Annotated in this window: 13 protein-coding genes; 5 read left to right on the plus strand and 8 right to left on the minus strand. The window is 60.9% G+C overall.

The window, feature by feature from the left end:
- Positions 1–80: 80 nt before the first annotated feature.
- From sutA to glnK, 4 genes are all read right to left on the minus strand, one after another.
- On the minus strand, positions 81–407 hold the full coding sequence (gene sutA, locus CPH89_RS09125) for a dormancy-specific transcriptional regulator SutA (protein ID WP_053258634.1): 327 nt from the start codon (positions 405–407) through the stop codon (positions 81–83).
- A 101-nt stretch (positions 408–508) separates the two neighbouring features.
- A complete protein-coding gene (locus CPH89_RS09130) occupies positions 509–934 on the minus strand; it encodes a secondary thiamine-phosphate synthase enzyme YjbQ (protein ID WP_017845176.1) in 426 nt (141 codons plus the stop codon).
- Positions 935–1145: 211 nt separating this feature from the next.
- On the minus strand, positions 1146–2486 hold the full coding sequence (locus tag CPH89_RS09135; RefSeq protein WP_053258635.1) for an ammonium transporter: 1341 nt from the start codon (positions 2484–2486) through the stop codon (positions 1146–1148).
- Positions 2487–2521: 35 nt separating this feature from the next.
- Positions 2522–2860 carry a P-II family nitrogen regulator gene (gene glnK / locus CPH89_RS09140; RefSeq protein WP_002555808.1) on the minus strand — a complete coding sequence of 113 codons (339 nt, stop codon included), beginning with the start codon at positions 2858–2860 and terminating at the stop codon, positions 2522–2524.
- A 421-nt stretch (positions 2861–3281) separates the two neighbouring features.
- Here glnK and CPH89_RS09145 point away from each other — a divergent pair, with 421 nt between their 5' ends.
- Together CPH89_RS09145 and CPH89_RS09150 are read left to right on the plus strand one after the other, a co-directional pair.
- Positions 3282–3542, plus strand: a complete 261-nt coding sequence (locus tag CPH89_RS09145) for an accessory factor UbiK family protein (protein WP_053258636.1) — start codon at positions 3282–3284, stop codon at positions 3540–3542.
- Positions 3543–3702: 160 nt separating this feature from the next.
- Positions 3703–5199, plus strand: a complete 1497-nt coding sequence (locus CPH89_RS09150; protein ID WP_053258637.1) for a YifB family Mg chelatase-like AAA ATPase — start codon at positions 3703–3705, stop codon at positions 5197–5199.
- Here the strand turns inward: CPH89_RS09150 and CPH89_RS09155 are convergent.
- The gene (locus CPH89_RS09155; RefSeq protein ID WP_053258638.1) at positions 5196–5780 is read right to left on the minus strand and encodes a TetR/AcrR family transcriptional regulator; all 585 of its coding nucleotides are present in this window, start codon (positions 5778–5780) and stop codon (positions 5196–5198) included. The genes CPH89_RS09150 and CPH89_RS09155 overlap by 4 nt on opposite strands.
- 112 nt (positions 5781–5892) lie before the next feature.
- On the opposite strand from CPH89_RS09155, the gene CPH89_RS09160 reads away from it, so the two are divergent.
- Positions 5893–6807 (plus strand): ABC transporter six-transmembrane domain-containing protein, encoded by a 915-nt coding sequence (locus tag CPH89_RS09160; protein ID WP_053258639.1) that lies wholly within the window; start codon positions 5893–5895, stop codon positions 6805–6807.
- Between the two features lie 3 nt (positions 6808–6810).
- On the opposite strand, the gene CPH89_RS09165 is transcribed toward CPH89_RS09160, so the two are convergent.
- Positions 6811–8787 carry a methyl-accepting chemotaxis protein gene (locus tag CPH89_RS09165; protein WP_053258640.1) on the minus strand — a complete coding sequence of 659 codons (1977 nt, stop codon included), beginning with the start codon at positions 8785–8787 and terminating at the stop codon, positions 6811–6813.
- Positions 8788–8965: 178 nt separating this feature from the next.
- Entirely contained in the window at positions 8966–9886 is a 921-nt protein-coding gene (locus CPH89_RS09170) for a LysR substrate-binding domain-containing protein (RefSeq protein ID WP_053258641.1), read from the minus strand.
- 152 nt (positions 9887–10038) lie between these two features.
- Between CPH89_RS09170 and CPH89_RS09175 the strand changes: the two genes are divergently transcribed.
- Positions 10039–11442, plus strand: a complete 1404-nt coding sequence (locus CPH89_RS09175) for a NorM family multidrug efflux MATE transporter (RefSeq protein ID WP_053258642.1) — start codon at positions 10039–10041, stop codon at positions 11440–11442.
- A 129-nt stretch (positions 11443–11571) separates the two neighbouring features.
- On the opposite strand, the gene CPH89_RS09180 is transcribed toward CPH89_RS09175, so the two are convergent.
- Positions 11572–13236 (minus strand): putative bifunctional diguanylate cyclase/phosphodiesterase, encoded by a 1665-nt coding sequence (locus CPH89_RS09180; protein WP_053258643.1) that lies wholly within the window; start codon positions 13234–13236, stop codon positions 11572–11574.
- Positions 13237–13503: 267 nt separating this feature from the next.
- On the opposite strand from CPH89_RS09180, the gene rep reads away from it, so the two are divergent.
- Positions 13504–15513 (plus strand): DNA helicase Rep, encoded by a 2010-nt coding sequence (gene rep, locus CPH89_RS09185; RefSeq protein WP_053258644.1) that lies wholly within the window; start codon positions 13504–13506, stop codon positions 15511–15513.

Consider the following 15513-nt stretch of genomic DNA (forward strand, 5'->3'; position numbering starts at 1 on the left):
TGGTGACCTGCAGGATTGATTACAGGCATGAAAAAGCCCGCAGCGACGGCGGGCTTTTTCTTACAAGCAGGTGACTGACCTCAAATAGGTCGACTGCCGTACTTGTTATCCGGCTTTTTCGGTGGATCTGCCACCACGTTCGCCTCGACTTCCTGCACTTTGCCGCCTTTTGCGAGGAATTCTTCCATCGCACGGGCCAGCGCATCGCGCTCTTTGTTCTTGGCTTCAACGCTTGGCAGTTCGTCTACCGAAACCGCTGCCTTGGCTTTGCCTTTGGCCGCCGGGGCAGGTGCATCATCGCCACCGTCGTCGTCAGTAACGTCTTCAGCTGCCGCTTCAAGACCTTCTTCGGTCTCGTCGTCGTCACCTACTTCAAGGTCGTCGTTTTCCAGATCATCGTCGCTCATGTTCTACCTCATGACTTGCGAAAAGCAGATTAGTTATAGCCCAGCCTCACTCGCTGTCGAGTTCGCCGGAAAAAATCAACATCCACCGGATAACCAGTGGCTTATGCCCCATCACCGTGCAAGGTGGCGAGGACTTTACGAGCACCGCCATGATCACGGTGCTCGCCCAGATAAACACCTTGCCAGGTCCCCATTGCCAAGCGGCCGGCCTTGACCGGCAAACTCAGCTGGCAGCCCAGGAGACTGGCCTTGAAGTGCGCCGGCAGATCATCCGGACCTTCGTCGTTGTGTTCGAACCCTGCACGCCCTTGCGGCACCAGCGAGTTGAAAAAACGTTCGAAGTCACGGCGAACCGCCGGGTCGGCATTCTCGTTGATCGTCAACGAGGCCGAGGTGTGCTGCAGCCACAGATGCAACAGGCCTACGCGACAAGCCTTCAATTCAGGCAAGCCGGCAAGCAACTCATCCGTTACCAGGTGAAAGCCCCGGGGCTTGGCCCGCAGGGTAATCAGGGTCTGTTGCCACATACAGTTCTCCGCCCATCGGCGCGCATTCTAGCGCGCTCAGGAAAAAAACAAAGTGCCGAATACGCCTACATGCATGTAAGACTTTTGCACGGTGAAAAGTACTGTGTGCGCCCCATCACAAACTCTGTGCAAAAACCGGTACAGCGTCCTATCACTGACAAACACCAGACAAAAAAATGCCCGGCAAGCCGGGCATCTTTTTTTCGCGTACTTACAAGTTGTAGCCGCGTTCGTTGTGTTGCGCCAGATCGAGGCCGACAGCCTCTTCTTCGTCGGTGACCCGCAGGCCCATGACCGCATCCAGCACCTTGAGGATGATGAAGGTCACGATGGCCGTGTAGATCACGGTGAAGCCGACGCCTTTGCACTGGATCCAGACTTGCGCCGCGATGTCAGTGGTCGCCGCGTTGAAGCCGCCCAGGGAAGGGGCTGCGAATACGCCGGTCAGGATCGCGCCGAGGATACCGCCGATACCGTGCACGCCGAAGGCGTCCAGGGAGTCGTCGTAGCCCAGCTTGCGTTTCAGGGTAGTTGCGCAGAAGAAGCACACCACGCCTGCCGCCAGGCCGATAACCAGAGCGCCCATCGGGCCCACGGTGCCGGCAGCCGGGGTGATTGCAACCAGGCCGGCGACCACGCCCGAGGCAATGCCCAGTGCGCTTGGCTTACCGTGGGTGACCCACTCGGCGAACATCCAGCCCAGCGCCGCCGCAGCGGTAGCAATCTGGGTGACCAGCATCGCCATACCGGCAGTGCCGTTGGCCGCAGCAGCGGAACCGGCGTTGAAGCCGAACCAGCCAACCCACAACATGGCCGCACCCACCAGGGTATACCCGAGGTTGTGAGGTGCCATTGGGGTGGTCGGGAAGCCTTTACGCTTGCCGAGTACCAGGCACGCCACCAGGCCAGCCACACCGGCGTTGATATGCACCACGGTGCCGCCCGCGAAGTCCAGCACGCCCCAGTCGCCCAGCAACGAACCCGGACCGCCCCACACCATGTGGGCGATTGGTGCGTAGACCAGGGTGAACCAGACGCCCATGAAAATCAGCATCGCGGAGAACTTCATACGCTCAGCGAAAGCACCGACGATCAGCGCAGGTGTAATGATCGCGAACGTCATCTGGAAGGTGACGAACACCGCCTCAGGGAACAGCGCCGCAGGGCCGGTGATGCTCGCCGGAGTCACACCCGACAGGAACAGTTTGGACAGGCCGCCCACGAACGAGTTGAGGTTGACGACGCCGGCTTCCATACCCGTAGTGTCGAACGCCATGCTGTAGCCGTAAACGAACCACAAAATGGTGATCAGACCGGTGATGGCGAAGCACTGCATCATCACGGAAAGAATGTTTTTGGAACGAACCATGCCGCCGTAGAACAGCGCCAGGCCTGGAATGGTCATGAACAGCACCAGCGCGGTGGATGTGAGCATCCACGCCGTGTCGCCGGAATTGAGGACTGGAGCAGGGGCTGGGTCCGCCGCCAATGCCAAGGCCGGCATTACGAGGGACAACAGGGCTCCTAGCCCTGCGAATTTACGCAGAGTCATATTGTTTTCTCCTGGGGCGTTGGGGGTTTGGCGGCTTAGATTGCGTCGGTATCGGTTTCGCCGGTACGGATGCGAATAGCCTGTTCCAGATTGACCACGAAGATCTTGCCGTCACCGATCTTGCCGGTGTTGGCCGCCTTGGTTATCGCCTCGATAACCCGGTCAAGATCCTTGTCGTCAATGGCGACATCAATCTTCACCTTCGGCAGAAAATCGACCACGTATTCCGCGCCGCGATACAGCTCGGTGTGACCCTTCTGCCGACCGAAGCCTTTGACCTCAGTAACGGTAATGCCCTGCACGCCGATCTCGGACAACGACTCGCGTACATCGTCCAACTTGAACGGCTTGATGATGGCAGTGACTAGCTTCATGAAAACTCTCTCCCGAATTGGTGGACTTGCCCCAGGAAAACAAACCCGTCTCAAGTCTAAGCGCAGTGCCTGGCTTTGTAACGCGTCGTCGCCTCGGCATTTGCCGTTGCGACGCCAGCGAACCACTGGTGACGAAACCTGTACCCCTGATCCGTCGGCGCACTGCATTCGTCACAGCGACTGCATCAGTGCATGGGTCATGATCGTCTAAGCAGAAAGCTTGCCAGCTCCGTAAAAACCACTGAAATCAGTCCGTTGCCCACTTATGCCCACCTGCGGGGCTTTATCGCGACGCCAATGCGCACAAAAACAGTGCATAGCCGCCCGGCCCCCTGCGCGAAAAGCGTGCGTCTGCGACCGTGAAAAGACTATAGACGCTGCGTGATACACTGCCCGCCAACAGTTTTCCGGAATATTTCCCATGCTCGCGCCCAAAGACCTCCTCGACGCCCTGAGCGGCCACGCCTCTCGCTTGTTCAGCGGCGACACCCCGTTGCCCCGCAACGAAATCGAAAGCCAGTTCAAAGCGTTGCTGCAAAGCGGCTTCAGCAAGCTCGACCTGGTGAGCCGGGAAGAGTTTGACAGCCAGATGGTCGTGCTGGCCCGCACCCGTGCGCGGCTGGAGAGCCTGGAGGCGAAGGTGGCGGAGTTGGAAGCGCGGCTCGCCCCCACTGCCGAGTAACGGTCACAACTCAGTCAACGGTGGGAGCAAGCCTGCTCCCACATGAGTTTTTTCGCTGCACCTCGGATACGTTCTGTAAAACCTCCCCCGCCTCGCTCTCCACCCCCTCGTCTACCCTTGAAAAACCGCAGGAAGCGGCCCTCTCTTTCAAGGAACGAGCATGTCCCTCGCTATCGTCCACAGCCGCGCCCAGATTGGCGTCGAAGCCCCTGCCGTCAGCGTTGAAGTGCATATGGCCAACGGTCTGCCCTCCCTGACGCTGGTAGGCCTGCCGGAAACTGCCGTCAAGGAAAGCAAGGACCGCGTGCGCAGCGCCATCCTTAACTCAGCGCTGCAATACCCCGCCCGCCGCATCACCCTCAACCTCGCGCCTGCCGACCTGCCCAAGGACGGCGGGCGTTTTGATTTGGCGATTGCCCTGGGGATTCTCGCAGCCAGCGTGCAGGTGCCGGCGTTGATGCTGGACGACGTGGAATGCCTGGGGGAGCTGGCGCTGTCGGGTGAGGTGCGCGCAGTAAAAGGCGTGTTGCCGGCGGCGCTGGCAGCACGCAAGGCCGGGCGCACCGTGATAGTGCCTCGGGCCAATGCCGAGGAAGCGTGCCTGGCGTCGGGGTTAAAGGTGATTGCGGTAGATCACTTGCTGCAGGTGGTGGCGCACCTGAACGGGCAAGTACCGATTGAGCCCTACAAGTCCGACGGGCTGCTGTACCTGAACAAACCCTATCCGGATTTGAGTGAGGTGCAAGGGCAGCTGGCGGCCAAACGCGCGTTGCTGATCGCGGCGGCGGGCGCGCATAACCTGCTGTTCAGCGGGCCACCCGGCACCGGCAAGACCTTGCTCGCCAGTCGGCTGCCTGGGCTGCTACCGCCGTTGAGTGAACAGGAAGCCCTGGAAGTGGCGGCGATTCAATCGGTGGTCAGCCCGGCGCCCCTGAGCCATTGGCCGCACCGCCCGTTTCGCCAGCCACACCACTCGGCTTCCGCGCCGGCACTGGTGGGCGGTGGTTCAAAGCCGCAACCTGGGGAAATTACCCTCGCCCACCATGGCGTGCTGTTTCTGGATGAGTTGCCGGAGTTTGATCGCAAGGTGCTGGAGGTGCTGCGCGAGCCGCTGGAGTCTGGGCATATCGTGATTTCCCGGGCGCGGGACCGGGTGAGTTTCCCCGCGCGCTTTCAATTGGTGGCAGCCATGAACCCCTGCCCTTGCGGCTATCTGGGCGACCCCAGCGGGCGTTGCCGCTGTACGCCGGAGCAGATCCAGCGCTATCGCAACAAACTCTCCGGGCCATTGCTGGACCGCATCGACTTGCACGTCACTGTCGCGCGGGAAACCACCGCGCTGAACCCAACCCAACAGGACGGCGATAACACGGCGAAGGCGTCGGCAGAGGTCGCCGAGGCACGCGAGCGCCAGCAACGACGTCAAGGCTGCGCCAATGCCTTTCTGGATCTGCCAGGGCTGCGCAAGCACTGCGGGCTGGCGAAAGCCGACGAAAGCTGGCTGGAAAGCGCCTGCGAACGGCTGACCTTGTCCCTGCGCGCAGCACATCGGTTGCTCAAAGTGGCGCGGACCCTGGCCGACCTTGAGCAAGTAGAGAACATCACCCGCCATCATCTGGCAGAAGCGCTGCAATACCGGCCTGTGGCCGCTGGCTAGTGCGCCGAGGGGAAATCCAATAGCAGCCTCGCCACTTCCATCACCTCACCCAACACCGCTTCTGCCGACTCGGTAGACGGTTTGAGCATCAGGTCATCGGCATACCCCATTGCCAAGGCAAAGATCTGCCGGGCAGCGCGTTGGGGTGAATTACAGCGGAAAACACCTTCAGCAACTCCTTGCTCGATCACCTCAGCGAGCATGCCTTGCCATTGAGCATTGATCACCAGATAGGCCTGGGCCATCTGCGGGTCATGCATCGCCTCGTCCCATGCATCCAGCCACAGCGCCCAGCCGGCGTCGGCGGTGCACGGCAGGCAATCGCGCAAGAACCCGACCAGCGCCTCAAGCGGTGGCACGCCCACCAACGGGGCGCGGACTTCATCCAGTTGTTCATTGGCAAAACGCACAAACGCTTCGCGGCGCAACTCATTCCAGTCGCTGAAGTAGTGGTAGACGTGGCTGCGGGACAGGCCGGCATGCTCGGCCAGGTCGCGGGTGGACACATCGGCAAAACCCTTGCTGCGAAACAGCTCCAGGGCAGCGGCGATGATCTGGTCTTTACGGTCAATACGCGACATGGGCAATTCCTTCGGGCGCCGATGGATGAGTGGCGCTTGCTTTTTGAGCGATCGCTCAAGGATACTTGAGCAGTCGCTCAATAATAGCGTCTATCACCCCATTGGTGCACCTATGTCATCCGTCACTTCGCAAATTCTGATCGAAGAAAGCAAGAAAATTGGCCAACAGTCCGCCAGCCAAACCCTCAAGGCAATTGCCCGGGCCTACCCTGGCAAACTGTTCTGCACGCTGTCGCTGGTTGCGCTGGAGAACGCGCTATTGCTGGCCTACCCGCTGTTTGCTGGGTTCGCGGTGGACTCGATCATCCGTGGCGATGCCGACAGTGCGTTGTTTTACGCCGCCGTGGTCTTGATGTTTTGGGTGGTCGGGGCGGCGCGACGCGCGTTGGACACCCGCACCTTCACGCGGATCTACGCTGACCTCGCCGTGCCGGTCATCCTCAATCAGCGCCTGCAAAACCACAGCACTTCAAGGGCGGCGGCGCGGGTGGTATTGGCACGGGATTTTGTCGACTTCTTCGAAAAACACGTGCCGATCATCGCGACGGCGCTGGTCTCCATCGTCGGTGCGGCGGTGATGTTGGTGGTGATCGAGCCGTGGATCGGCCTGGCGTGCCTGGGCGCACTGCTGTTGTGCACCACTTTGCTGCCACGCTTCGCCCGACGCAATCAGCAGCTGCATGAGCGCTTGAATGACCGCCTGGAGAAGGAAATCGGTTTGGTGGAAAAGGTCGGCGTGCAAACCTTGCAGCGCCACTATCACGTGCTGTCGCGCCTGCGGATCTGGCTGTCAGACCGCGAGGCGGCCGCGTTCCTGTTTATCGGTACGCTCGCCGCCCTGCTGTTTGTCGTCGCGATCAGCCAGTTGGCCCTGTCGCCTGCGGTCAAAGCTGGCCACGTGTACGCGGTCATGACTTACCTGTGGACCTTCGTCAGTAGCCTGGACGAGGCACCAGGGATGGTCGATCAGCTCGCGCGCCTCAAGGATATCGGCAAGCGTGTGGACCCGGGCCTCGGCGACCGCTAGGCCTCAACGAAACCGATCCACCTCGTGCCGCAAGCCGGCCGCCAGGGTTTCCAGTTCCTTGGCGGTAATGGCCAGGTTCGACACCACTTCACGCTGCTCGCTGTTGGCCAGCGCAATGCTTTGCAGGTTGCTGCTGAGCACATTTGCCGTGCTGCTCTGCTCCTGGGTCGCGGTGGTGATCGCGGCAAACTGCTGGCCCGCCGAGCGGCTTTGCTCGTCGATCCGCGCCAGGGCCGACGCCACGTCAGCATTGCGCGACAAGCCTTCCTGCATCAATACGTTGCCGTGCTCCATGGTGCTGATGGCGTTGCCGGTTTCTTGCTGGATGCTTTGGATCATCCCGGAGATTTCGTCGGTGGCCTGACGCGTGCGCGAAGCGAGGTTACGCACCTCGTCGGCAACCACGGCAAAACCTCGACCTTGCTCACCGGCACGCGCGGCTTCGATGGCGGCGTTGAGCGCCAGCAAGTTGGTTTGCTCGGCGATCGAGGTGATGACGCCGACGATCCCGCCAATTTCCTGGGAACGCTGGCCGAGGGTATTGATGACCGTGGCCGTGCTGTTCAGCGCCTCAGCGATATGCTCCAAAGACGACGACGCCTCCTGCATCGAGGTGCGGCCGATACGCGTCTGCTGGGCGTTTTCCTGAGCCAGTCGCTCGGTGTTGCCCATGTTGTCGGCGATGTTCAGCGAAGTCGCGCTGAACTCCTCCACTGCGCCGGCCATGCTGGTGATTTCGCCGGACTGCTGCTCCATGCCTTCGTAGGCACCGCCAGACAACCCAGACAACGCCTGGGCTCGGCTGTTGACCTCTTCGGACGCCTTGCGGATATGCGAAACCATGGTCGACAGCGCTTCGCCCATCTGGTTGAAGCTGCGGGCCAGTTGGCCGATTTCGTCATGGCTGGACACATTGAGGCGCGCACTCAAATCACCCGCGCCAAGGGCTTCGGCCTGGCGCACCAGGTCGCTCAGGGGCTGCAACTTACTGCGCAGCAGCCAGACCGCAGCGCCCACAGCGAGCAACATGGCCAGCACACTGCCAATGACCAGGCGAATCCCCACCGCCCAGGTCACCGCGCGAATTTCTGACTTCGGCATACTTGCCACCACCGCCCACGGGCCGCCGTCGAACGGCACCGAGACGCTGTAGAAATCTTCGTTTTTGTCACTCCAGAAGAGACCTTTACCGGGCGTCTTGGCCAGGTCGAGCATCACCGGGATTGCCTGGTCCAGCGCCTGCACACCTGCGGGTGGCACCAGCCAGTGCTTCTGTTCATCCAACAGGGCCAGGGAGCCTGTCTGGCCGATCCGGAAGCGCTTAAGGTTGTCGAACTGGGCCTTCTGGGCGTCGGTGTAGTCGAAGCCGACGAACAGCACGGCGATCACTTTGCCGGCCGCATCCCGCACCGGCGTGTACTGGGTCATGTAGGAGCGGTCGAACAACACCGCCCGGCCGACATAACTCTGCCCGGCCAGCAGGCGCTGATAGGCCGGATGCTGGTGGTCCAGGGCCGTACCGATGGCGCGGCTGCCATCCTGTTTGGTCAGGGATGTGCTGATACGGATAAAGTCTTCGCCGCTGCGCACAAATACCGTGGCCACGCCGCCGGACGTGTCCTTGAATTCGTCGACCTCGCCGAAATCGTTGTTCAACAGGTCGCTGCCCAGGAACAGGCTCGGGGTTTGTACGCCGGCCACGGCTACCGGCTGCTCGCCACGCACACTCAACCCGGCGCCGAAGCGCTTTTCAAACAGCCCGCTCAAACGCTGGGTACTCTCGCGCAAGGTGCTGTGGAAGGTGTTGAGCTGGTCGGCGAGCAAGCGCGCCTCGCTGGCCAGGTGTTCCTCGCGCGTTTCAAGGTTGGCGGAATCGAGGGAACGCAAGGCGAAAACAGTGCTGCCGCTGATGACGACAGCCAAGATTACGGCCAAGGCGAGGCCTAACTGGGAGGCAATCCGAGCGCGAGGTTGAGACATGACAGCTCCTGGCCGAGGCCAGGATCATCCTGATCTCATAGCGCTGCTCGGCAAATTATCTAGTGGGGAAACGTTGGTGCACGAAGGTTCCAACACCCCTACTTCGGCGGGCACGGGCAATACTTGAGCGCTTCACAGGGGGATCGCGCAAACGATTGTACGCACGGTGGGTAGCGCTTCAGTCCAGACGTTCCACCTGGGGCAACGCCATGGCGTTGACTTCCCCTTGGAGGAACTCCGCCAAACGGCGCAGACGCTCACCACCGGGACGGGTTTTCGGCCACACCAGGTAGTAATTCTCCCCACTGGCCACGGCGGTCGGCCACGGCAGGCTCAATCGCCCTTGGGCGACGTCTTCGGCCACCATCAGTAGATCGCCCATGGACACCCCGTAGCCTCGCGCCGCTGCAATCATGCCCAGTTCAAGCGTGTCGAATACCTGCCCACCCTTGAGCGACACCTGGGACGACAGCCCCATGCGCTCCAGCCAGTTGCGCCAGTCGCGGCGGTCGGGCGTAGGGTGCAGCAACTCCGCACACGCCAAACGATGAACATCCCATGGCCCATCGGTCAGCAGGTTGGGGGCGCCCACCGGGATCAGCAATTCAGGGAACAGGTAACAGGCCTCCCAGTCCGCCGGGAAATGCCCGTAGCTCAACAGGACTGCGCAATCGAACGGCTCCTGGTTGAAGTCCACTTCATCCACGCTCATCCACGCACTCGTGAGTTGCACTTCATTGCCGGGCTGCAACGCGCGAAAGCGGCTGAGCCGCGCCAGCAGCCAGCGCATGGTCAAGGTGGACGGCGCTTTCATGCGCAGGATGTCGTCTTCGGCATTCAGGGTGTGGCAGGCCCGCTCCAACGCAGCGAACCCCTCACGTACACCGGGCAGCAGCAGGCGCGCTGCTTCGGTGAGTTGCAGGTTCCGGCCGCTGCGCTGGAACAGGCGGCAGGCGAAATGCTCTTCGAGCGTACGGATATGTCGGCTGACCGCACTTTGCGTGATCGACAGTTCCAGCGCCGCACGGGTGAACGAGTTATGCCGGGAGGCGGCTTCAAAGGCCCGCAGGGCATAAAGCGGAGGAAGGCGACGAGACATTGGGAAAGCTCCGACAGCGCAATATTGAAACCCTACCAGAATCACTCAGGCATGAGTTTTAATCATGCAAACGATCGCATTTATCGTTTTGTGCAATGTGCTCAAAGCGCCGAGAATCAACCCTTCCTCAACCCTCCGACTTTTTGAGCGTGATGATCATGCAGCATCCGGTACGTACCGAACTCTGGGCCATTCTGCGGCTGTCGGGGCCGTTGATTGCCTCACAGTTGGCACACATGCTGATGGTGCTGACCGACACCCTGATGATGGCCCGCCTCAGCCCCGAAGCCTTGGCCGGTGGCGGCCTCGGCGCCGCAAGCTATTCGTTTGTGGCGATTTTTTGCATCGGCGTAATTGCCGCAGTCGGCACCCTTGTCGCCATTCGTCATGGTGCGGGCGACATCGAAGGCGCTACTCGCCTGACCCAGGCCGGGCTCTGGCTCGCGTGGCTGATGGCCCTGGTGGCCGGCTTACTGCTGTGGAACCTCAAGCCCGTATTGCTGATGTTTGGCCAGACCGAAACCAACGTGCACGCAGCGGGGCAATTCCTGACCATCCTGCCGTTCGCCCTGCCCGGCTACCTGAGCTTCATGGCCTTGCGTGGTTTCACCAGCGCCATCGGCAAGGCTACCCCGGTGATGGTGATCAGCCTGTGCGGTACGGTGCTTAACTATTTCCTCAACCACGCGCTGATAGAGGGCATGTTCGGCCTGCCCAAGCTGGGCTTGATGGGCATCGGTTTGGTCACGGCCATCGTCGCCAACAGCATGGCCTTGGCGTTGATGTGGTACATCCGCAGCAACCGGACCTACGCGGCCTACCCGCTCGGCACCGGTCTGCTGCGCCTCAACACCCAGTACTTGCGCGAGCTGTGGCGCCTGGGCCTGCCGATTGGCGGCACCTATGCGGTGGAAGTCGGGCTGTTTGCCTTCGCGGCGCTGTGCATGGGCACCATGGGCAGTACGCAACTGGCGGCGCACCAGATTGCCCTGCAAATTGTCTCGGTGGCGTTCATGGTGCCGGCGGGAATGTCGTACGCGATCACCATGCGTATCGGCCAGCATTACGGCGCCGGCCAGTTGCTGCGCGCACGCATGGCCGGGAGGGTTGGCATCGGGTTTGGCGCGGCAGTGATGTTGGGATTTGCGGCGGTGCTGTGGCTGTTTTCCGATCCGCTTATCGGGCTATTCCTCGACCATAACGACCCGGCCTTCCACGACGTGATCGTCCTGGCCGTCAGCCTGCTGGCGGTAGCGGCCTGGTTTGAATTGTTCGACGGCGTGCAGACCATCGCGATGGGCTGCATTCGTGGGCTGAAAGACGCCAAGACCACCTTCCTGGTGGGCTTGGGCTGCTATTGGCTGATCGGCGCTCCATCGGCATGGCTGATGGCGTTCACCCTCGGCTGGGGGCCGACTGGCGTGTGGTGGGGCCTGGCGCTGGGCCTGGCCTGCGCGGCCATCAGCCTGACCTGGGCGTTTGAAGCGAAAATGGAAAGGATGATTCGCCGCGAGCCTGAAGCACACCCTGGCTTTCATACCGCACAGGCAGAGTAAGGGTCTTACTCAATCAACAGGTGAGAGCGGGCTTGCTCGCGAATGCGGTGGAACAGTCGATAGCGTCGGTGACTGATACACCATATTCGCGAGCAAGCCCGCTCGCACATTTTTGAGGCGGTTCGCAACTCAGCCCAACAGCGCCTGCTGGTCTTTGCCAAGCGTCAGGTATTCGACCAACTCCGGCAACGGTAACGGCTTGCTGATCAAATAACCCTGGGCCTGGTCGCAACCAAACAACCTCAACAGCGCAAGTTGCTCGGGTGTTTCCACACCTTCGGCCACCACTTCCAGGTTGAGGTTGTGGGCCAGGTTGATCATGGCGTGCACCAGCTTGCGATTTTCTTCACGCTCTTCCATGCCGCCGACAAAACTCTTATCGATCTTCAACAAGGCAATCGGCAGGCTGTTGAGGTGCACGAACGACGAAAAGCCGGTGCCGAAGTCATCCAGCGAAAACCTCACGCCAAGGCGGCCGAGGGCATCCATGGTCTGCTTGACCAGATCACTGCGGCGCATCACGGCGGTTTCGGTGAGTTCAAACTCCAGCCACTGCGCTTCCACACCCCGCTCGGCAATCAACCGGCTGAGGGTCGAGAGCAATTGGCTGTCCTGGAATTGGCGAAATGACAGGTTGACCGCCATGTGCAGCGGCGGCAGGCCGCGCTCGCGCAGGTCTTGCATGTCGCGCAGGGCCCGGGAGATGACCCAGTAACCCAGCGGTACGATCAGACCGCTCTGTTCAGCCAAGGGCACAAACTCACTGGGCGGCAACAGGCCTCGTTCGCCGTGGCGCCAGCGCACCAGCGCTTCAAGGCCGACGATGTGCCCGTCGTCCAGATCCAGGCGCGGCTGGTAGTGCAGTTCCAGTTCGTCACGGCGCAATGCGCGGCGCAGTTCACTTTCCAGGTCGGCCAGGCTGCGTGCGTTGCGGTTGATGCGTTCGTTGAAGATGTGAAAGGTGCAGCCTTGTGTGCTTTTGGCTTGCTGCATGGCGATGTGCGCGTGCCACATCAACGGGTCGGCACCGGCGCGCGCGCGAGCATGTGCCACGCCCAGGCTGCAACCGATCAAGAGGCTTTCGCCGTCTACCCAGTAGGGTTCGGCCATCGCTTCGATAATGCGTTCAGCCATCCATTCGGCGCGCTGAGGCGCGCGGCGGGTATCAATCAGCAAGGCGAATTCGTCACTGCCCAGGCGCGCCAGTTGGTCACCGGCTTCGAGTTGGCTCTTGAGCCGCGAAACCACCTGCAGGATCAACCGGTCGCCCGCCTGGTGGCCCAACGCGTCGTTGGCGTGACGGAAGTTGTCGAGGTCGAGGTGGCCAAGGGCCAAACCGCGGCCTTCGTTCTCAACCAATCGCGCCGCCAGCAAGGTCTGGAAACCCTGCCGATTGGCGATGCCGGTGAGCGGATCCTGCTCGGCCAGGCGTTGCAAGGTGTTTTCCAGCGCGCCCCGCTCACGCACGTGGCGCAAGCAGCGGCGCAATGTATCGGCATCCAGAACACTCCGGATCAGCCAATCGCTGACACCCAGCGGCGCAACCAGTGGCTCCTGCTCCAGCAGCAACACGCACGGCAAGTTGCAGCGGCCAGGACCGGGTTGCAAATGTGGCGTGGTCAACAGCACGGCGGTGTGGTCGTCATCGAATAGACGGCTCACCGAGTCCCAGTTGGGCGCACTGATCAGCACAGCCCCTTCGCCCATCGGCGCCAGGCACTCGCGCAACAACGCTGCCCACGCTGGCTCATCGGCCAGTAGCAGCAAACGCAAGGGTTCGACAGGCGTAGACAAGCTAGCTCCCTAGACTCTGCAAAAGTGTGTTGGCGGCGGGCATTATGACGCGCTGCCTGATAATCACCAATGATAAGGGTTATCAAATGCGCCGACTGTAAGGTTAAGTCGTAACCTTAGCCGTAAAAGCCTCCACATCCTGCGGCAAAGTATCAAAACCGGCAAATTTAGATCGAGTGGTACGTCACACTGTCGTTCTGTCAGAGCAGAATCCTGCGAGCCTGTTAAAATGCCCGCCCTTTTGAACAACGACTCCCTGAATTCTGTATGTCCCGACTCAACCCCCGGCAGCAAGAAGCCGTGAACTACGTCGGCGGCCCTCTATTGGTGCTCGCCGGTGCTGGCTCCGGCAAGACCAGCGTGATCACCCGCAAGATCGCGCACCTGATCCAGAACTGCGGCATCCGTGCCCAGTACATCGTCGCCATGACCTTTACCAACAAGGCCGCGCGCGAAATGAAAGAACGTGTCGGCACGCTGCTCAAGGGCGGCGAAGGCCGCGGCCTCACGGTGTGCACCTTCCACAACCTGGGGCTGAACATCATCCGCAAGGAGCATGCGCGGCTGGGCTACAAGCCAGGTTTCTCGATCTTCGACGAAACCGATGTGAAGTCGCTGATGACCGACATCATGCAAAAGGAATACGCAGGCGACGACGGCGTGGATGAGATCAAGAACATGATCGGCGCCTGGAAAAACGACCTGATCCTGCCGCCCCAGGCCCTGGAAAACGCGCGCAACCCCAAGGAACAGACCGCCGCCATCGTCTACACCCACTACCAGCGCACGCTCAAGGCGTTCAACGCGGTGGACTTCGACGACCTGATCCTGCTGCCGGTGAAGCTGTTCGAGGAACACGCCGACATCCTCGAAAAGTGGCAGAACAAAGTCCGCTACCTGCTGGTGGACGAATACCAGGACACCAACGCCAGCCAGTACCTGCTGGTGAAAATGCTGATCGGCACGCGCAACCAATTCACCGTGGTCGGCGACGATGACCAGTCGATCTATGCCTGGCGCGGCGCGCGGCCAGAAAACCTGATGTTGCTCAAGGACGACTACCCGTCCCTGAAAGTGGTGATGCTGGAGCAGAACTATCGCTCTACCAGCCGTATTCTGCGTTGCGCCAACGTACTCATCTCCAACAACCCCCACGAGTTTGAAAAACAGCTGTGGAGCGAGATGGGCCATGGCGACGAAATTCGCGTGATCCGTTGCCGTAACGAAGACGCCGAAGCCGAGCGCGTCGCGGTGGAAATCCTCAGCCTGCACTTGCGCACCGACCGGCCCTACAGCGACTTTGCGATCCTTTATCGCGGTAACTACCAGGCCAAGCTGATCGAGCTGAAATTGCAGCACCACCAGGTGCCGTATCGCCTGTCGGGCGGCAACAGCTTTTTCGGACGTCAGGAAGTAAAAGACCTGATGGCCTACTTCCGCTTGATCGTAAACCCGGATGACGACAACGCCTTCCTGCGCGTGATCAACGTGCCGCGCCGGGAAATCGGCTCCACCACCCTGGAAAAGCTCGGCAACTACGCCACCGAACGCAAGATCTCGATGTACGCCGCCACCGACGAAATCGGCCTGGGCGAACACCTGGACACGCGTTTCACCGATCGCCTGTCACGCTTCAAGCGCTTCATGGATAAGGTCCGCGAACAGTGCGCCGGCGAAGACCCGATCAGTGCCCTGCGCAGCATGGTCATGGACATCGACTATGAAAATTGGCTGCGCACCAACAGCTCCAGCGACAAGGCCGCGGATTACCGCATGGGCAACGTCTGGTTCCTGATCGAGGCGCTGAAGAACACCCTGGAAAAAGACGAAGACGGCGAGATGACCGTCGAAGACGCCATCGGCAAACTGGTGTTGCGCGACATGCTCGAACGCCAGCAAGAAGAGGAAGACGGTGCCGAAGGCGTGCAGATGATGACCTTGCATGCGTCCAAGGGCCTGGAATTCCCCTACGTGTTCATCATGGGCATGGAAGAGGAAATTCTCCCACACCGCTCCAGCATCGAAGCCGACACTATCGAAGAAGAACGGCGCCTGGCCTACGTGGGCATTACCCGCGCGCGTCAGACCCTGGCCTTTACCTTTGCCGCCAAGCGCAAGCAGTACGGCGAAATCATTGACTGTGCCCCCAGCCGGTTCCTCGACGAGCTACCGCCGGATGACCTGGCCTGGGAAGGCAATGACGACACCCCGACCGAGGTGAAGGCCGTTCGCGGCAACACCGCTCTGGCGGATATACGCGCGATGTTAAAGCGCTAA

This window comes from Pseudomonas fluorescens (assembly GCF_900215245.1).
GTDB lineage: Bacteria > Pseudomonadota > Gammaproteobacteria > Pseudomonadales > Pseudomonadaceae > Aquipseudomonas > Aquipseudomonas fluorescens.

Coding starts and splice junctions, on each gene's coding strand:
- sutA (WP_053258634.1), bottom strand. CDS start 407: ATGAGCGACGATGATCTGGAAAACGACGACCTTGAAGTAGGTGACGAC.
- CPH89_RS09130 (WP_017845176.1), bottom strand. CDS start 934: ATGTGGCAACAGACCCTGATTACCCTGCGGGCCAAGCCCCGGGGCTTT.
- CPH89_RS09135 (WP_053258635.1), bottom strand. CDS start 2,486: ATGACTCTGCGTAAATTCGCAGGGCTAGGAGCCCTGTTGTCCCTCGTA.
- glnK (WP_002555808.1), bottom strand. CDS start 2,860: ATGAAGCTAGTCACTGCCATCATCAAGCCGTTCAAGTTGGACGATGTA.
- CPH89_RS09145 (WP_053258636.1), top strand. CDS start 3,282: ATGCTCGCGCCCAAAGACCTCCTCGACGCCCTGAGCGGCCACGCCTCT.
- CPH89_RS09150 (WP_053258637.1), top strand. CDS start 3,703: ATGTCCCTCGCTATCGTCCACAGCCGCGCCCAGATTGGCGTCGAAGCC.
- CPH89_RS09155 (WP_053258638.1), bottom strand. CDS start 5,780: ATGTCGCGTATTGACCGTAAAGACCAGATCATCGCCGCTGCCCTGGAG.
- CPH89_RS09160 (WP_053258639.1), top strand. CDS start 5,893: ATGTCATCCGTCACTTCGCAAATTCTGATCGAAGAAAGCAAGAAAATT.
- CPH89_RS09165 (WP_053258640.1), bottom strand. CDS start 8,787: ATGTCTCAACCTCGCGCTCGGATTGCCTCCCAGTTAGGCCTCGCCTTG.
- CPH89_RS09170 (WP_053258641.1), bottom strand. CDS start 9,886: ATGTCTCGTCGCCTTCCTCCGCTTTATGCCCTGCGGGCCTTTGAAGCC.
- CPH89_RS09175 (WP_053258642.1), top strand. CDS start 10,039: ATGATCATGCAGCATCCGGTACGTACCGAACTCTGGGCCATTCTGCGG.
- rep (WP_053258644.1), top strand. CDS start 13,504: ATGTCCCGACTCAACCCCCGGCAGCAAGAAGCCGTGAACTACGTCGGC.